Annotated in this window: 17 protein-coding genes; 11 read left to right on the top strand and 6 right to left on the bottom strand. The window is 64.9% G+C overall.

Annotated elements, in window-relative coordinates:
* Window positions 1-31: 31 nt before the first annotated feature.
* Window positions 32-856: a DUF3014 domain-containing protein gene (locus HNE04_RS13245; RefSeq protein ID WP_172219604.1), complete on the top strand. Its 825-nt coding sequence runs from the start codon at window positions 32-34 to the stop codon at window positions 854-856.
* A gap of 12 nt (window positions 857-868) precedes the next feature.
* Here the strand turns inward: HNE04_RS13245 and HNE04_RS13240 are convergent, their stop codons facing one another.
* Complete coding sequence (locus tag HNE04_RS13240) at window positions 869-1,327, bottom strand: universal stress protein (protein ID WP_172219602.1); 459 nt, start codon at window positions 1,325-1,327, stop codon at window positions 869-871.
* Window positions 1,328-1,355: 28 nt separating this feature from the next.
* Window positions 1,356-1,700: a four-helix bundle copper-binding protein gene (locus HNE04_RS13235; protein ID WP_172219600.1), complete on the bottom strand. Its 345-nt coding sequence runs from the start codon at window positions 1,698-1,700 to the stop codon at window positions 1,356-1,358.
* Window positions 1,701-1,784: 84 nt separating this feature from the next.
* Here HNE04_RS13235 and HNE04_RS13230 point away from each other — a divergent pair, with 84 nt between their 5' ends.
* Entirely contained in the window at window positions 1,785-2,888 is a 1,104-nt protein-coding gene (locus HNE04_RS13230) for a CapA family protein (RefSeq protein WP_172219598.1), read from the top strand.
* Between the two features lie 12 nt (window positions 2,889-2,900).
* On the opposite strand, the gene HNE04_RS13225 is transcribed toward HNE04_RS13230, so the two are convergent.
* The 3 genes from HNE04_RS13225 to HNE04_RS13215 all read right to left on the bottom strand — a co-directional run bounded on the left by HNE04_RS13225 (window position 2,901) and on the right by HNE04_RS13215 (window position 5,726).
* Window positions 2,901-4,586, bottom strand: coding sequence for a PhoH family protein (locus HNE04_RS13225; protein ID WP_172219597.1), 1,686 nt, complete (start codon window positions 4,584-4,586; stop codon window positions 2,901-2,903).
* A 173-nt stretch (window positions 4,587-4,759) separates the two neighbouring features.
* Window positions 4,760-5,236, bottom strand: a complete 477-nt coding sequence (locus HNE04_RS13220) for a peroxiredoxin (protein ID WP_172219596.1) — start codon at window positions 5,234-5,236, stop codon at window positions 4,760-4,762.
* A 112-nt stretch (window positions 5,237-5,348) separates the two neighbouring features.
* On the bottom strand, window positions 5,349-5,726 hold the full coding sequence (locus HNE04_RS13215; RefSeq protein WP_172219595.1) for an Mth938-like domain-containing protein: 378 nt from the start codon (window positions 5,724-5,726) through the stop codon (window positions 5,349-5,351).
* Between the two features lie 94 nt (window positions 5,727-5,820).
* Between HNE04_RS13215 and HNE04_RS13210 the strand changes: the two genes are divergently transcribed.
* From HNE04_RS13210 to HNE04_RS13180, 7 genes are read left to right on the top strand one after another with little or no spacing between them, the layout of a single operon-like run.
* Window positions 5,821-7,047 carry a pyridoxal phosphate-dependent aminotransferase gene (locus HNE04_RS13210; protein ID WP_172219594.1) on the top strand — a complete coding sequence of 409 codons (1,227 nt, stop codon included), beginning with the start codon at window positions 5,821-5,823 and terminating at the stop codon, window positions 7,045-7,047.
* Entirely contained in the window at window positions 7,044-8,354 is a 1,311-nt protein-coding gene (locus HNE04_RS13205; protein WP_172219593.1) for a homoserine dehydrogenase, read from the top strand. Before HNE04_RS13210 ends, HNE04_RS13205 begins: the two co-directional genes overlap by 4 nt.
* Window positions 8,354-9,769: a threonine synthase gene (gene thrC / locus HNE04_RS13200; protein ID WP_172219592.1), complete on the top strand. Its 1,416-nt coding sequence runs from the start codon at window positions 8,354-8,356 to the stop codon at window positions 9,767-9,769. The genes HNE04_RS13205 and thrC overlap by 1 nt, the downstream gene beginning before the upstream one ends.
* A 7-nt stretch (window positions 9,770-9,776) precedes the next feature.
* A complete protein-coding gene (mobB, locus tag HNE04_RS13195; protein WP_172219591.1) occupies window positions 9,777-10,310 on the top strand; it encodes a molybdopterin-guanine dinucleotide biosynthesis protein B in 534 nt (177 codons plus the stop codon).
* Window positions 10,307-11,536 carry a molybdopterin molybdotransferase MoeA gene (locus HNE04_RS13190; protein ID WP_172219590.1) on the top strand — a complete coding sequence of 410 codons (1,230 nt, stop codon included), beginning with the start codon at window positions 10,307-10,309 and terminating at the stop codon, window positions 11,534-11,536. Before mobB ends, HNE04_RS13190 begins: the two co-directional genes overlap by 4 nt.
* Window positions 11,533-11,784: a molybdopterin converting factor subunit 1 gene (moaD, locus tag HNE04_RS13185; RefSeq protein WP_172219588.1), complete on the top strand. Its 252-nt coding sequence runs from the start codon at window positions 11,533-11,535 to the stop codon at window positions 11,782-11,784. The genes HNE04_RS13190 and moaD overlap by 4 nt, the downstream gene beginning before the upstream one ends.
* 1 nt (window position 11,785) lies before the next feature.
* Window positions 11,786-12,268 carry a molybdenum cofactor biosynthesis protein MoaE gene (locus HNE04_RS13180; protein WP_172219586.1) on the top strand — a complete coding sequence of 161 codons (483 nt, stop codon included), beginning with the start codon at window positions 11,786-11,788 and terminating at the stop codon, window positions 12,266-12,268.
* 3 nt (window positions 12,269-12,271) lie between these two features.
* Here HNE04_RS13180 and HNE04_RS13175 read toward each other — a convergent pair whose 3' ends face one another.
* Window positions 12,272-12,790, bottom strand: a complete 519-nt coding sequence (locus HNE04_RS13175) for a MarR family winged helix-turn-helix transcriptional regulator (RefSeq protein ID WP_172219584.1) — start codon at window positions 12,788-12,790, stop codon at window positions 12,272-12,274.
* Between the two features lie 60 nt (window positions 12,791-12,850).
* On the opposite strand from HNE04_RS13175, the gene HNE04_RS13170 reads away from it, so the two are divergent.
* Both HNE04_RS13170 and HNE04_RS13165 read left to right on the top strand, forming a co-directional pair.
* Window positions 12,851-13,840 (top strand): tripartite tricarboxylate transporter substrate binding protein, encoded by a 990-nt coding sequence (locus tag HNE04_RS13170; RefSeq protein ID WP_172219582.1) that lies wholly within the window; start codon window positions 12,851-12,853, stop codon window positions 13,838-13,840.
* 13 nt (window positions 13,841-13,853) lie between these two features.
* Entirely contained in the window at window positions 13,854-15,083 is a 1,230-nt protein-coding gene (locus HNE04_RS13165; RefSeq protein WP_172219580.1) for a flavin-dependent oxidoreductase, read from the top strand.
* The last annotated feature ends 1 nt before the right edge of the window (window position 15,084 follow it).

Raw genomic sequence — 15,084 nt, 5'->3', positions numbered from 1 at the left:
GGAAAGCGCGCCGTTATGTTAGATTTTGCGCATGGTCCGGGTGAATCAATCTCTGGTTTTGCTGATCATGGCGGGCGCCATCGCAGCCGGCTTGACGCTGTGGCGCCTGGGGCTGCTCCCGGGGCCGGGAACGGAAACGCCCAGCGCGTGGGTGCCTGAGCCCGCCGCGGTTACCGACAATGAAGCCGCGCCCCCTCAGCCATCGGTCAGGCATCCGGTCGACACTCCCTGGACGGCGCGGCTGAGCGCCAACGAAGTCGGGCGGGCCTTGACCGATCTGCTCGGCGCGAAGGCCGTTCATACGTTCGTGCAGATCGATGAATTCCCGCGCCGCTTGGTCACGACGGTGGACAACCTGGCGAGATCGCATGCACCCGCCGCGCTCTGGCCCGTCCATCCCACACCCGATCGCTTCATGGTCGCCCAACTTGACGGTGCCACGGTCATTAGCGCAGACAACGGCAACCGATACACGCCGCTCGTGCTGCTGATCGAGGAGGTCGACTCGGTCCGCATGGTCGGTCTCTACATTCGCATGTACCCCTTGTTGCAGCGAGCGTACGAGGAGTTGGGCTTTCCCAATCGCTACTTCAACGACCGGCTGGTCGACGTGATCGACCTGCTGCTTGCTACGCCGGAGGTCGAGTACCCGGTGAAGCTTCAGTTGACCGAGGTGAAGGGGCCCATCACACCGCTGCGGCCGTGGGTGCGCTATGAGTTCGCCGACCCCGAGCTCGAATCCCTTTCCGCCGGGCAAAAAATCCTCGTGCGGGTAGGGCCGGTGAACCAGCGGAGGCTCAAGGGAAAACTGGCGGAAATCCGGCAGGAGCTTATCAAGCGCGCCCCGATGCGTTGAGCCTGGATGTCGTCAGGGCGCGCGGTCAGCGGCCCGCACCACCAGGACCGGAATGGGCGCCTGCCGGATGATCTGCTCGGCGCCGCTTCCCATCAGCAAGCGCCCGATGCCACGCCGTCCGTGCGTGCCGACCACGATGAGATCGGCGGGCCAGTGCTTGGCGGCGCTTGCGACGGATTCCCCGAGGCGCTGGCCCAATTGGTCGAAAAGCATCGTGTCCACCGCAACACCCGCGGCCTGGACCGCAGTCATACCTTCCTGCAGGATCTTCTCGCCGCTTTCGCGCATGATCCTGATCAGATCACCCGCGTAGCCGCCAAACGGGTCATAGCCCGCCAGGTAGGCTGTTTCCTCCATGATATGGATCAGCCGCAGGCGAGCGCCGAATGCCTGGGCCATCTGGATGGCGGCAGCCAGGGCCTTGTCGGAGGTGGGGCTGCCGTCGATCGGTACGAGAATCCGCTGGTACACGGCGTTTCTCCTTCAGGCGTGGGGACGCCTATGCAGTGGTCACGATCTTGCCGCATTCCTCGGCGCAGCGCCGGCAGGCTTCGGCACATTGCTGGCAATGGTCCATGTCGTGCTTCGCGCATTCATCGCCGCAGGCCCGGCAGACTTCCTCGCACAACCTGCACGCGGCCGCGACATGTTCGCTGCCGCCCGCCATGAAGGCGATCGCCAACTGGCATGCCTGGGCGCAGTCCGTGTCGAGCCCGATGCAGCGGACCATTTGTTTGACGTCCGCTTCCTGCAGGCAGCAGGCCGCGCAATGGTTGCACGCCACCACGCACGCATGGCACGCGGCGATGCAGTCCTGGTATTCCTCGTATTTCTCGTGCGACATGCTCACCAGTTTAGGAACTGGAAAGGAGCTTGAGGCCGCGCGGCGCAGTCTTTTACACTGGGCGCGATTGTTTACGGGCGCTTGATGAGCAAGCTGTTCCTTTGCGGCGACGTCATGACTGGCCGGGGCATCGATCAGGTGCTTCCGCATGCGGGCAAGCCCGACCTGTTCGAATCGTACATCCGCTCGGCCGTTGGATATGTCCAGCTGGCCGAACGTGCCTCCGGCTCGATCGGGCGCGGGCTCGACTTTGCCTACCCCTGGGGCGAGGCGCTCGCGGTATTGGCGGAGCGCAGGCCCGACGCTCGCATCATCAATCTCGAAACCGCGGTCACGGCCAGCGACGACGCCCAGCCCGGCAAAGGGATTCACTACCGCATGCACCCCGACAATTTGCCATGCATCACGAGCGCACGCATCGATTGCTGTGCTCTCGCCAACAACCATGTCCTGGACTGGGGCCGCGCGGGGCTTGCCGAGACGCTCATGCTCTTGTATGCGGCGGGCTTGCGCACCGCCGGCGCTGGACGCGATGCGCAGGAAGCAGAGGCGCCCGCGGTAGTGGAACTGCCCGCCGCTGGGGCCAGGGTCCTCGTTTTTGCATACGCCACGCCGACCAGTGGTACTCCGGCCGACTGGGCCGCAACGAGGCAGCGCGGCGGGGTCAACTTCCTCGGCGAGTTGTCCGGCCGTAGCGCGGAGCGTGCGGCCGAGACGATGCTCCAGCACCGGCGGGCCGGCGACATCGTCGTCGCGTCGGTGCATTGGGGCGATAACTGGGGCTTCGACATCCCACGCGAGGAGCGGACGTTTGCGCATGGTCTCATCGATGCCGGCGGAGCCGATGTCGTCTACGGCCATTCCTCGCACCACGTCAAGGGCATCGAGGTCCACCGGGGCAAGCTCGTTCTCTATGGCTGCGGCGATTTCCTGAACGACTACGAAGGCATTTCAGGGCATGAGGAATACCGGCCCGATCTTTCGCTCATGTACTTTCCCGCACTCGATGCAGCCACCGGCGAGTTGCGTGCTCTGGACGCGGTGCCGATGCGCATCCGCCGTTTCCGGCTGGAACGTGCGGCTGCGGACGATGTGTCGTGGTTGCGCGGCACCCTCGAGAGGGAAGGCCGCGCATTGGGTACGCGCGTGACGGCGGACGCGCAGGGCGCGCTGTCACTGGCATGGTGACGGACGCCGGATCTAAAGCACTTCGCTCGCGAAATCGGCCAGCCGCGAGCGCTCGCCGCGCGCCAGCGTGATGTGCCCGCTGTGCGGCCAGCCCTTGAACTTGTCCACCGCGAAGGTGAGGCCCGACGAGCCCTCGGTGAGGTAGGGCGTATCGATCTGCGCGAGGTTGCCCATGCAGATGATCTTCGTGCCCGGCCCCGCGCGGGTGATGAGGGTCTTCATCTGCTTGGGCGTGAGGTTCTGTGCCTCGTCGATGATCACGTACTTGTTCAGGAAGGTGCGGCCGCGCATGAAGTTCATGCTCTTGATCTTGATGCGGCTGCGTATCAGCTCGTTGGTGGCGGCGCGGCCCCATTCGCCGGCAGCCGTTTCCGTCTTGGCCAGCACTTCCAGGTTGTCGTCGAGGGCGCCCATCCACGGGCCCATCTTTTCTTCCTCGGTGCCGGGGAGGAAACCGATGTCCTCGCCCACGCTAACCGTGGCGCGGGTCATGATGATCTCGGTATAGCGGCGATCGTCCAGCACCTGGGTGAGGCCGGAGGCCAACGCCATCAGTGTCTTGCCGGTGCCGGCGGTGCCGGTGAGCGTGACGAAGTCCACTTCCGGGTCCATCAGCAGGTTCATCGCGAAGTTCTGCTCGCGATTGCGTGTGGTCACGCCCCAGATCGAATTCTTCAGGTGGCCGTAATCCTTCAGCGTCTTGAGCACCGCGGTCTTGGCGCGGATCTCGGTCACGCGTGCGTACAGGCTGGGCTCGCCGGGCGACTCGAAGTAGACAAACTGGTTGATCAGCAGGCTGGGGACGACGGGGCCGGTGATGCGATAGAAGGTGTGCTGGCCGCTTTGCCAGCTCTCGATGGTCTTGCCGTGCTTGGCCCAGAAGTCGGACGGCAGCGCGAGGGCGCCGGCATACAGCAGTTCCAGGTCGTCCAGCACCTTGTCGTTCTGGTAGTCGTCGGTGGCTAGGCCCAGCGCCCGGGCCTTGACTCGCATGTTGATGTCCTTGGACACCAGCACCACTTCGCGCGGCGCGTGCTGCTCGCGCAGAGACTGCACCACGCCCAGGATCTGGTTGTCGGCCTTCCCTTGCGGCAGGCTGGCCGGCAGGTTGTTGGCCAGTGCCTGGGTCTGGAAGAACAGGCAGCCGCCGGCCTCGGGATGGCCCGTGGTACTGAGCTTCAGGCCGCTGGCGATGTCCGCGCCCTGGGCGCCCGCCAGGGCGTCGAGCGTTCGGCTGGCCTGGCGCGCATTGCGGGCGACTTCCGTCATGCCCTTCTTGTGGCCATCCAGTTCTTCCAGCACGATCATCGGCAGGAAGATGTCGTGTTCCTCGAAGCGGAACAGGCTCATCGGGTCGTGCATGAGCACGTTGGTGTCCAGCACGAACAGCTTGGCCGGTCCGGTGGGCTTGGCTTTACGGGCCGGGCGCGGCGCGGGCTCGACGGCCACACGCTTCTTGTAGGCCGCAGGCTCAGGCAGCTCCACGTGGATGCCCGCGTCGTCGCGGTACGCTTCCGGATGAAGTTCGCCGCCGCCCCTGGGGTCGAAATCCAGGGCCTGGGGCTTTTCAGCCAGCGGGCTATCGGATTGAACCGCCTCCGATTTTCGCGAAGCCTTGTGCGAGGAACGGGCCGGAGCATCGTAGGCTTCCGGCGGTAGCAGGGCGGCGCGCTTGGTGGGGGCGGGGGGCAATGGCATAGGGCGTCAGGTTCCCGGTAGAGATCAAGAAGTGAAAAAGCCGCCTGGCGAGCCGGGCGGCTTTGACTGGTTTAGCGGTGATGACGCGTGGCGTCGGGATCAACTGCATGAATTCATTATGCACAACTCGGATGGCACTACAACGGCGCCATGCCGCTTGTTGCTACAAAACGTCAAGCAGCTTTCTTCAACAGCTTGACGGCCTTGAGCACTTCGTCCACGTGGCCGGGAACCTTCAGGCCGCGCCATTCCTGCTTGAGGACGCCGTCGGCGCCGATGAGGAAGGTGCTGCGCTCGATGCCCTTGACCTTCTTGCCGTACATGATCTTGTTCTTGACCACGCCGAACATATGGCACATCTTCTCTTCGGTGTCGGCGATTAGCTCGAATGGCAGCTCGAGCTTGGCCTTGAAGTCGTCGTGCGACTTCATGTTGTCGCGCGAAACGCCGAACACGGTCGCGCCGGCCTTCACGAAGTCCTTGTACTTATCGCGGAACTGCATCGCCTCGGTCGTGCAGCCGGGGGTGTTGTCCTTCGGGTAGAAGTACAACACCAGGACATGGCCGTTGTGGGAGGTATTGGTGACTTTGAGCCCGCCCGTGGCGACAGCTTCAAATTCGGGGATAGGTTTGTTGACAACGATCGCCATGAATTTGTTTCTCGTGTGACAGGATTGCTCGTTGCTACTTCTGGGGATAGTTGGGATATCCCGTTGCAACCTGCAATTTTACCCTGAATCGGCCCTGCCGGGCCCGAGGCGGTCAGGCCGCCTGCTCAAGCAGAAGGGCTACTGCCACGCTGCGCCCTTCCTGGGCGAGGATGTTGTACGTCCGGCAGGCGGCTGCCGTGTCCATGGTCTCGATCCCGATGCGCCGGGCCATGAGGGGCGTGAGCCAGGCGGCTTGGGGGAAGCGGATGCGGGAACCGCTGCCGAAAATGACGACTTCCGCCTCCACCTCGGCCAACTGGGCGAAATGCTCGGGCCCCAGGTCCTCGAAACGTTGGGAGGGCCAGGCGATGCGCTCCCCCCGGGAGCTCAATATGACGCTATGCGTGATCTTCTCGCCGTCAACGCCCACCCATCCCGGGCCATACCCGCTGATGGATTGCACGTCGGATTTGTCGGGTTGCAGCTTCATGGGGCGAGGGGCATTGGTACGCTGCACTAAAAGTATGCAGAACTATGGTCAAATTATAGGTTTTCACCTTAGAAAACGGTCCGGAGGGGCTTTTTTGAAAACCGTCCAGAAGTCAGCCAAACTCGCCAATGTGCTCTACGACATCCGCGGCCCCATCATGGATGCGGCCCGGCAGATGGAAGAAGAGGGCCACAAGATCATCAAGCTCAACATTGGCAACCTTGCCGTGTTCGGCTTCGATGCGCCGGAGGAAATCCAGCAGGATATGGCGCGCAATCTGCCCAACTCGGCGGGCTACTCGGACAGCAAGGGCATATTCGCGGCGCGCAAGGCCGTGATGCATGAAACCCAGAAGCAGGGTATCCAGGGCGTGACCCTGGATGACATCTACCTCGGCAATGGGGCGAGTGAGCTGATTGCCATGTCCACCAATGCCCTGCTGGACGATGGCGACGAACTGCTGCTGCCCGCCCCGGACTACCCGCTCTGGACCGCCGCCGCGAGCCTGTCCGGTGGTACACCCGTGCACTACCTGTGCGAGGAAGCCAACGGCTGGATGCCGGACCTGGCGGACATCCGCGGCAAGATCACGCCGAGGACCAAGGGCATCGTGGTCATCAACCCCAACAACCCGACTGGAGCGCTCTATTCCGATGAGCTGCTCAAGGGAATCGTGGAAATCGCCCGCGCGAACAACCTGGTGATCTTCGCGGACGAGGTCTACGACAAGGTGCTCTACGACGGGGCGAAGCACACCGCCATCGCCAGCCTCTCTGACGACGTTCTGACGCTGACCTTCAATTCGCTGTCCAAGAGCTACCGTTCCTGCGGCTATCGCGCCGGCTGGCTGGTGGTGTCGGGGGACAAGAAGCCCGCGGCCGACTACATCGAGGGCCTGAACATGCTCTCGAACATGCGGCTGTGCGCCAACGTTCCGGGGCAGTACGCCATCCAGACCGCGCTGGGCGGCTACCAGAGCATCAATGAGCTGGTGGGCGAGGGCGGGCGCCTGCGCCGCCAGCGCGACATGGCTTACGACCTTATCACCGCCATCCCCGGCGTCAGCTGCGTCAAGCCTTCGGCCGCGCTCTACATGTTCCCCCGGCTCGACCCCAAGGTCTACCCGATCGCCGATGATCGCCAGTTCTTCCTGGAACTGCTGCAGGAAACCCGCGTGATGCTGGTGCAGGGCACGGGCTTCAACTGGGCGACGCCGGATCACTTCCGCATTGTCTTCCTGCCACACGAAGACGACCTGCGCGAAGCCGTCGGCCGTATCGCGAAATTCCTCGAACACTACAGAAAACGTCATTCGTCATGAAAGCCATCCAAGTAGGCCTGCTGGGCATAGGTACCGTCGGCAGCGGCGTCTTCAATGTGTTGAAGCGCAACCAGGAAGAGATCAAGCGCCGCGCGGGCCGCGGCATCGAAATCACGATGGTCGCCGACCTCGACACGGCGCGGGCCCAGAAGATCGTGGGCGACACGGTCAAGGTCGTGAACGACGCACGCACGATCATCGCCAATCCAGAGATCGACATCGTCGTCGAGTTGATCGGCGGCTACGGGATCGCCAAGGCCCTGGTCATGGAGGCCATCGAGGCGGGCAAGCACGTGGTCACGGCGAACAAGGCGCTGCTCGCCGTGCACGGCACGGAAATCTTCGCCGCGGCCCATCGCCGGGGCGTGATGGTGGCGTTCGAGGCCGCGGTCGCGGGCGGCATTCCCATCATCAAGGCGCTGCGCGAGGGTCTCACAGCCAACCGCATCGAGTGGATCGCCGGCATCATCAACGGCACCACCAATTTCATCCTGTCCGAGATGCGCGACAAGGGGCTGGACTTCGACGTCGCCCTCAAGGAGGCTCAGCGCCTGGGCTATGCCGAGGCCGACCCCACCTTCGACATCGAGGGGGTGGACGCCGCGCACAAGGCCACCATCATGTCGGCGATCGCCTTCGGCATCCCGGTGCAGTTCGACAAGGCTTATGTCGAGGGCATCACCAAGCTGGGCGCCCAGGACATCCGCTACGCCGAGCAGCTGGGCTACCGCATCAAGCTTCTGGGCATCACCAAGCGCACGGCCAAGGGCATCGAGTTGCGGGTACACCCGGCCCTGGTTCCGGCCAAGCGGTTGATCGCCAATGTCGAAGGCGCCATGAACGCGGTGATGGTGCAGGCCGACGCCGTCGGCACCACGCTCTACTACGGCAAGGGCGCGGGCAGCGAGCCCACTGCCAGCGCCGTGATCGCCGACCTGGTGGACATCACCCGACTGCACACCGCCGATGCCGCGCATCGCGTGCCGCACCTGGCCTTCCAGCCCGATTCGATGAGCGATGCGACGGTGCTGCCGATGAGCGAGGTCGTGACCAGCTACTACCTGCGCCTGCGCGTCGCCGACCAGGCGGGCGTGCTGGCCAAGGTCACCGGGCAGCTCGCGGAAGCGGGCATCAGCATCGACGCCATGTTGCAACGCGAGGCCGGCGAAGGCGAGAAGCAGACCGACCTGATCATCCTGACCCATAGCGTGCGCGAAGGCACGATGAACGAAGTGATCGCGCAGATGCAGGGCCTGCCCACCGTGCTGGCGCCGATCACGCGGATCCGCAAGGAAGAACTGGCCTGATGCAGTACCTATCCACCCGCGGCCACGCGGACCGCAAGCATTTCTGCGAAATCCTGCTCGAGGGCCTGGCGCCGGACGGCGGCCTGTACCTGCCGGAACGGTACCCGCAGGTCGACGCCGCAACCCTCGCCAAGTGGCGCGGGTTGCCGTACCCAGAGCTGGCGTTCGAAATCCTGTCGCTGTATATCGACGACATTCCGGCCGCGGACCTGAAGGCCATCTGCCGCAAGACCTACACCGAAGAGGTGTTCGGCACACAGGCCATCGTTCCGCTGAAGAAGCTGGAGGATGGCTTGTACCTCGAGGCCCTCTCCAACGGCCCGACCCTGGCCTTCAAGGACATGGCCATGCAGTTGCTGGGCAACCTGTTCGAGTACGAACTGGCCCGCCGCGGCGAAGAGCTGAACATCCTGGGGGCGACTTCGGGCGATACGGGCAGTGCGGCCGAGTACGCGATGCGCGGCAAGAAGGGCGTGCGTGTCTTCATGACTTCGCCCCATGGCAGGATGAGCCCCTTCCAGCAGGCGCAGATGTTCAGCCTGCAGGACGCGAACATCCACAACCTGGCGATCGAGGGCGTCTTCGACGACTGCCAGGACATCGTCAAGGCCGTGTCGAACGACCTGGAATTCAAGCGCAGGTACAAGATCGGCACCGTCAACTCGATCAACTGGGCGCGCCTGGTGGCGCAGGTGGTTTACTACTTCGCGGGCTATTTCCAGGCAACGAAGAGCAATGCCCAGAAGGTGAGCTTCACCGTCCCTTCGGGCAACTTCGGCAACATCTGCGCCGGCCACGTCGCGCGCATGATGGGCCTGCCGATCGAGCGCCTGGTGGCGGCGACCAACGAGAACGACGTGCTCGACGAATTCTTCCGCACGGGTGTGTACCGCGTGCGTTCGAGCGCCGACACCCACGAAACGTCCAGCCCTTCGATGGACATCAGCAAGGCGAGCAACTTCGAGCGCTTCGTTTTCGATCTGCTGGGGCGCGACGGCGCCAAAGTCAAGCAGTTGTTCGGCGCCGAGCTGTCCGCCAAGGGCCAGTTCGACCTGAGCGCCGAGCCGGCTTTCAAGCAGGCTGCGCAGCGCTACGGCTTCGTCAGCGGCAAGAGCACGCATGCCGACCGCCTCGCCACCATCCGCGACACCTACGAACGCTTCAAGCTCGTGATCGATACGCACACCGCCGACGGCCTGAAGGTGGCGCGCCAATACCCGCAGCCCGGCGTGCCGATGATCGTGCTGGAAACCGCGCTGCCGATCAAGTTCGCGGCGACCATCGTCGAAGCGCTGGGCCGCGAACCGGACCGTCCTGCCAAGTTCCAAGGGATCGAGGCGCTGCCCAAGCGCGTCACGCTCCTGCGCTCGGACGCGCAGGCGGTCAAGGAGTTCATCGCGGGCCATTGCGCCTGAAGCCGGGATGAAAGTCGTCGGCTTCGCCGGTTTCTCGGGGTCGGGCAAGACCACGCTGGTCGAGCGCCTGATTCCCGCCCTCAAGCTGCGGGGCTTGCGTGTTTCGGTGGTGAAGCACGCGCACCACAAGTTCGATATCGATCACCCCGGCAAGGACACCTACCGGCATCGCGAAGCCGGCGCCTTCGAAGTGGTCGTGGCATCCGACCAGCGGCTGGCCCTCATCCGCGAATTCGAGCGGCCCGCGCAGCTTACGGTGCACCACCTGATCGCGGAACTCTACGAGGGCGTCGATTGGGTCCTGGTCGAGGGCTTCAAGGAAAGCAACCTGCAGAAGGTCGAGGTGTGGCGCGGCGCCTCGGGCAAGCCGGCGCTCTATCCCGATGACGATTTCATCGTGGCGATCGCCACGGATTCGCCGGACCAGCTGCCCCAGGCCACCCTGCGCCCCGTGCTGGATTTGAACGATCCGGAGGCGCTGGCCCAGTGGCTGACGGACAATCAGGACCGCTTCGACTACAAATCGGAGATGTTTGCATGAACGCTCCCCGTCCCGCGCTGCGGCCGCTCGACGAAGCACTGGCCGAGTTGCTGGGCCATGCGCGGCCGCTGGAGGGCACCGAGTCGGTGTCGACCTTCGACGCGGACGGGCGCGTGATGGCCCAGGACCTGGTGTCGGCGCTGCAGGTTCCGCCGCAGGACAACAGCTCCATGGACGGCTACGCGGTCCGCAGCCGCGAGATCGCCGACGAGGGCGTGTCGCTGCCCGTCAGCCAACGCATTCCCGCCGGCAGCGCCGCCGAGCCCCTGGTGCCGGGCAGCGCAGCCCGCATCTTCACGGGTGCGTCCATCCCCGATGGCGCCGATGCGGTCGTGATGCAGGAAGAGACCGAACCCGCCGGCGAGCAGATCGTGCGCATCCTGCGCGTGCCCAAGCCCGGCCAGTGGATCCGCAAGAGTGGCGAGGACATCCAGCGTGGCGCCACGGTGCTGGCCAAGGGCGAGCGCCTGTCGCCCGCCGGCCTCGGCCTGGCGGCCAGCATCGGCATGGACCAGCTGGTAGTGGCACGCCGTCCCCGGGTGGCGCTTTTTTCCACCGGCGACGAACTGGTGATGCCGGGCCAGGTGGCGCCCGAGAACATGAAGCCCGGCGCCATCTACAACTCGAACCGCTTCTTTTTGAGGGCGCTGCTGAAGCGCCTGGGGTGCGACGTCACCGACTACGGAGTCGTGCCGGATAGGCTGGACGCGACCCAGCAGGCTTTGCGCGTGGCGGCCGAGGCGCACGACCTCATCCTCACGAGCGGTGGGGTGTCGGTGGGCGAAGAAGACCACATCAAGCCCGCCGTCCAGTCCCTGGGCTCCCTCGATCTCTGGCAGATCGCCATCAAGCCCGGCAAGCCCTTCGCGTATGGCAAGGTCGGCGCCGCGCATTTCATCGGCCTGCCCGGCAATCCGGTTTCCAGTTTCGTCACTTTCCTCTTGCTGGTGCGCCCCTTCCTGCTGAGGCTGCAAGGCGCCACCCAGGTCGCGCCCAAGGCCGTACCCTTGCCTGCGCATTTCACCTGGCCACGCGCCGACAAGCGCCGCGAGTTCCTGCGTGCGCGCCGCAACGCCGAGGGTGGCCTGGACCTGTTCCCCAACCAGAGCTCCGGCGTGCTGACTTCGGTTGCCTGGGGCGACGGACTGGTGGATAACCCGCCGGGGCAGTCCATTGCGCGCGGTGACCCGGTGTCTTTCGTTTCTTTCGCGGAACTGCTGTCATGAGACTCACCGTCAAGTACTTCGCGTCGATCCGCGAGGCGCTGGGGCAGGGCAGCGAAGCCGTGGACACATCGGCCGCCGACCTGCAGGCGCTGCGCGATGAGCTGGTCGCGCGCGGCGGCGCCTATGCCCAGGCCCTGGCACGCGGTAAATCCGTGCGCATGGCGCTGAACCAGGTGATGAGCGACGAGGCTGCCGCGTTGAGCGAGGGCTGCGAGGTCGCTTTCTTTCCCCCGGTGACCGGAGGCTGAAATGCCGGCCCGCGTTTCCATCCAGACCGAGGACTTCAACCTCGCCGACGAAATAGCGGCCCTGCGCCGGCAGGACGCGCGAGTGGGTGCGGTGTGCAGTTTTGTCGGGACCGTGCGCGATGGTCACGAGGGCAACAAAGGGCCTCCGGTGCTCAGCATGGAGCTCGAGCACTATCCGGGCATGACGGAGAAGGCCATAGAGGGCATGATCGACGAGGCGCAGCGCCGCTTCGACATCTACGCGGCCCGGGTGATCCATCGCGTCGGCCTGTTGCAGCCGCTGGACCAGATCGTGATGGTGGCCGTCACTTCCGCGCACAGGGGCGAAAGCTTCAAGGCCTGCGAGTTCCTGATGGACTACCTCAAGACCCAGGCGCCTTTCTGGAAGAAGGAACAAACGCCGCAGGGTGCGCAATGGGTCGATGCCCGCGCCAGCGATGACGCGGCATTGGCCAAATGGGGCATCGACGCGGACAACGCCTGAGCGTCAGCGCTGTCCAGGCGGCACGAACGCGGCCCTGGCGTCGTCTTCGAGTTCGCCGGTCAGCAGTTGGAGCAACTCGACCAACTGGGCTTGCTGATTCTTGTCGAGCGGGGCCAGCAGACGTTTGTAGGCCCGCTCCGCCGGCCTTTGCGCCTGCGACAACACCGCGATGCCCTCGGCCGTGAGAGCCACCGAGACGTTGCGTTTGTTGTCCGCAGCGGGCGCCCGGGCGACATAGCCGCGCGTTTCGAGCCCGCGCAGCACCCGCAGCACCGTGACCTTGTCGAAACCCAGCGCCCGCGCCAGGCTGGACTGGCCGAGGCCCGGGTGCGACCTGAGCACCGTGAGCACCCCGAACTGTGCCGGCGTCAGCGCCAGCTCGCGGCACTCGTCCTCGAATACGGCAGCCGATATCTGGTGCGCGCGCCGCAGCAGGAAGCCCGGGCGCGCATAGAGGCGGGATAAGCTGACGGGCGTTTTGGCGTTTAAGGACACGAATTGGCTGGTGTTTAGGGAATCCATGGATTGTGCCTTGGCGGCGCGCCGCCAATAATAGTTAGCATACACACTTAGGGGGAAAACATGGTCTCCTTCTGGCGGCAACCCGCCGTGCTGGCGCTGGGTGCACTGGCTGTTTTTAGCGCTGCCGCCCAGGCCCCCGCAACCCCTCCACAGGCCCCAGCCCAAGCACCGCTGCGCCTGATCGTTCCTTTCACACCCGGCACGGGCATCGACCTCATTGCCCGCACCGTCGGCCCGAAGCTGGGCGAACGGCTGGGCCGCCCGGTGGTGGTGGACAACCGTGCCGGCGCCTCGGGCAATATCGGCACCGAGGCGGTGGTGCGCGCGGCGCCCAATGGCTCGACGCTGCTGGTCAGTGTCAACACATTGGTGATGAACCGCAGCCTCTATCCCAAGCTGTCCTTCGATCCGGTGAAGGATCTCGTGCCCGTCTCGCTGACCAGCTGGGGCCAATTGCTGTTGATCGCCAGTCCAAAGGCGGGCTACAAGTCAGCCGGCGAGCTCATCGCCGCCGCCAAGAGCCGCCCCGGCTCGATCAACTACGCCAGCCCGGGTGTGGGCACGCCGCACCACCTGTCGATGGAACTGTTCAAGTCCACCGCGGGCATCTTCCTCACCCACATCCCCTATCGCGGCACGGCGCCGGCGGTCACGGATTTGCTGGGTGGCCAGGTCGAGGTGGGGTTCCTGCCCATCCACGTAGCGCTACCGCATGTGAAGGCGGGCAAGCTGGTGGCGCTGGGCATCGGCAGCGACAAGCGCCATCCGCTGCTGCCGGACGTGCCGACGCTGGCCGAAGCGAGGGCCGGGGATGTCAACGTGGCGATGTGGTACGGCATCTTTGCGCCCCCGGGTACGTCGCCGGAGTTCGTGAGCCGCCTCAACCGGGAGCTCAAGGACATCTTGGCGACATCGGAAGTTCGCTCCGCCTTCGAAACGCAGGGCATGGACCCGGCCACGAGCAGCCCCGAGGAGTTCCGTCGCCTGGTGGAGCAGGATGCCCAGCGGTGGGCCGAGCTGATCAAGGCCCGGAACATCACGGCCGAGTAGCGCACCGCAGACCATGAAGATCGCAATCGTCGGCGCCGGCATCGGGGGCCTCAGCTTGGCGCTGGCCTTGCACGAAAGGGGCCTCGCCTGCGATCTGTACGAAACCATTCCCGAGGTGCGCGAGATCGGCGTAGGCATCACCTTGCTGCCGCACGCGATGCGCGAACTGGCTGAGCTGGGCCTGCAGCTCCAACTCGAGGCCGCGGGCATCGAGAACCTGGAGAGCGTGTTCTTCAATCGCTTCGGGCAGTTCATCTACCGCGAGCCGCGGGGTCGCCACGCCGGCTACGAGTTGCCGGAAATCGGCATCCACCGCGGCAAACTGCATCGCGTGCTCTACGAAGCCGTGCTGCAACGCCTGGGTGCCCAGCATGTTCACCTCGACCATCGCTGTGTTGGGGTGGAGCAGGCGGCGGGCAGCGCGACCATCCATTTCCGCAGCAGCAGCGATGCCCCGCTTGCGCCGGTCCACGCCGACGTGGTGGTGGCCTGCGATGGCGTCAACTCCGCCGTGCGCCGCCAGTTCTATCCTCATGAAAAGCTCGCCTTTGGCGGCATCAACACCTGGCGCGGCGTCACAGTCCACCGGCCTATCCTCAGCGGCAAGAGCTACTTGCGTGTCGGCTCGATAGAGACCGGCAAGATGGTGATCTATCCCATCGCCGACAACGTGGACGGACAGGGCAACCAGCTGGTGAACTGGGTTGCCGAGATTCGCCGCGAAGGCGCGCCCATGAACGACTGGAACAAGCCCGGCCGCCCGCAGGACTTCGCCGAGATCTTCAAGGACTGGCGTTTTGACTGGCTCGACGTTCCGGCCCTGATCGAGGGGGCCGGGAACATCTTCGAGTACCCGATGGTGGACAGGGACCCCGTGCCGCAGTGGACCTTCGGCCGCGTCACGCTGCTGGGCGATGCCGCTCATCCCATGTACCCGCGCGGATCCAACGGGTCCGCCCAAGCCATCATCGACGCCCGCACGCTGGCGCAGCAACTGGCCACTGCGGCTGACGGGCCCGGCGCGCTGTCGGCCTATGAGGCCTTGCGCCTGGGGCCGACCTCGAAGATCGTCGAAACCAATCGCACCATGCCGCCGGATTTCATCAACATCAAGGTGGACGAACTCAGTGGCGGCAAACCGTTCAGGCACATCGACGACCTGATCAGCCAGGAAGAATTGCGCCGCATGTCGGAGGAATACAAGCGCATCGCCGGTTTTTCGTTGGACCCGTCCGGCAAATAGC

Origin of the sequence: Caenimonas soli (genome assembly GCF_013155545.1) — a bacterium.
GTDB classification, from domain to species: Bacteria; Pseudomonadota; Gammaproteobacteria; order Burkholderiales; family Burkholderiaceae_C; genus Ramlibacter; species Ramlibacter soli.
Note: the sequence above shows the minus strand (reverse complement) of the source record. Positions and strands in the feature narration are given on the sequence as shown.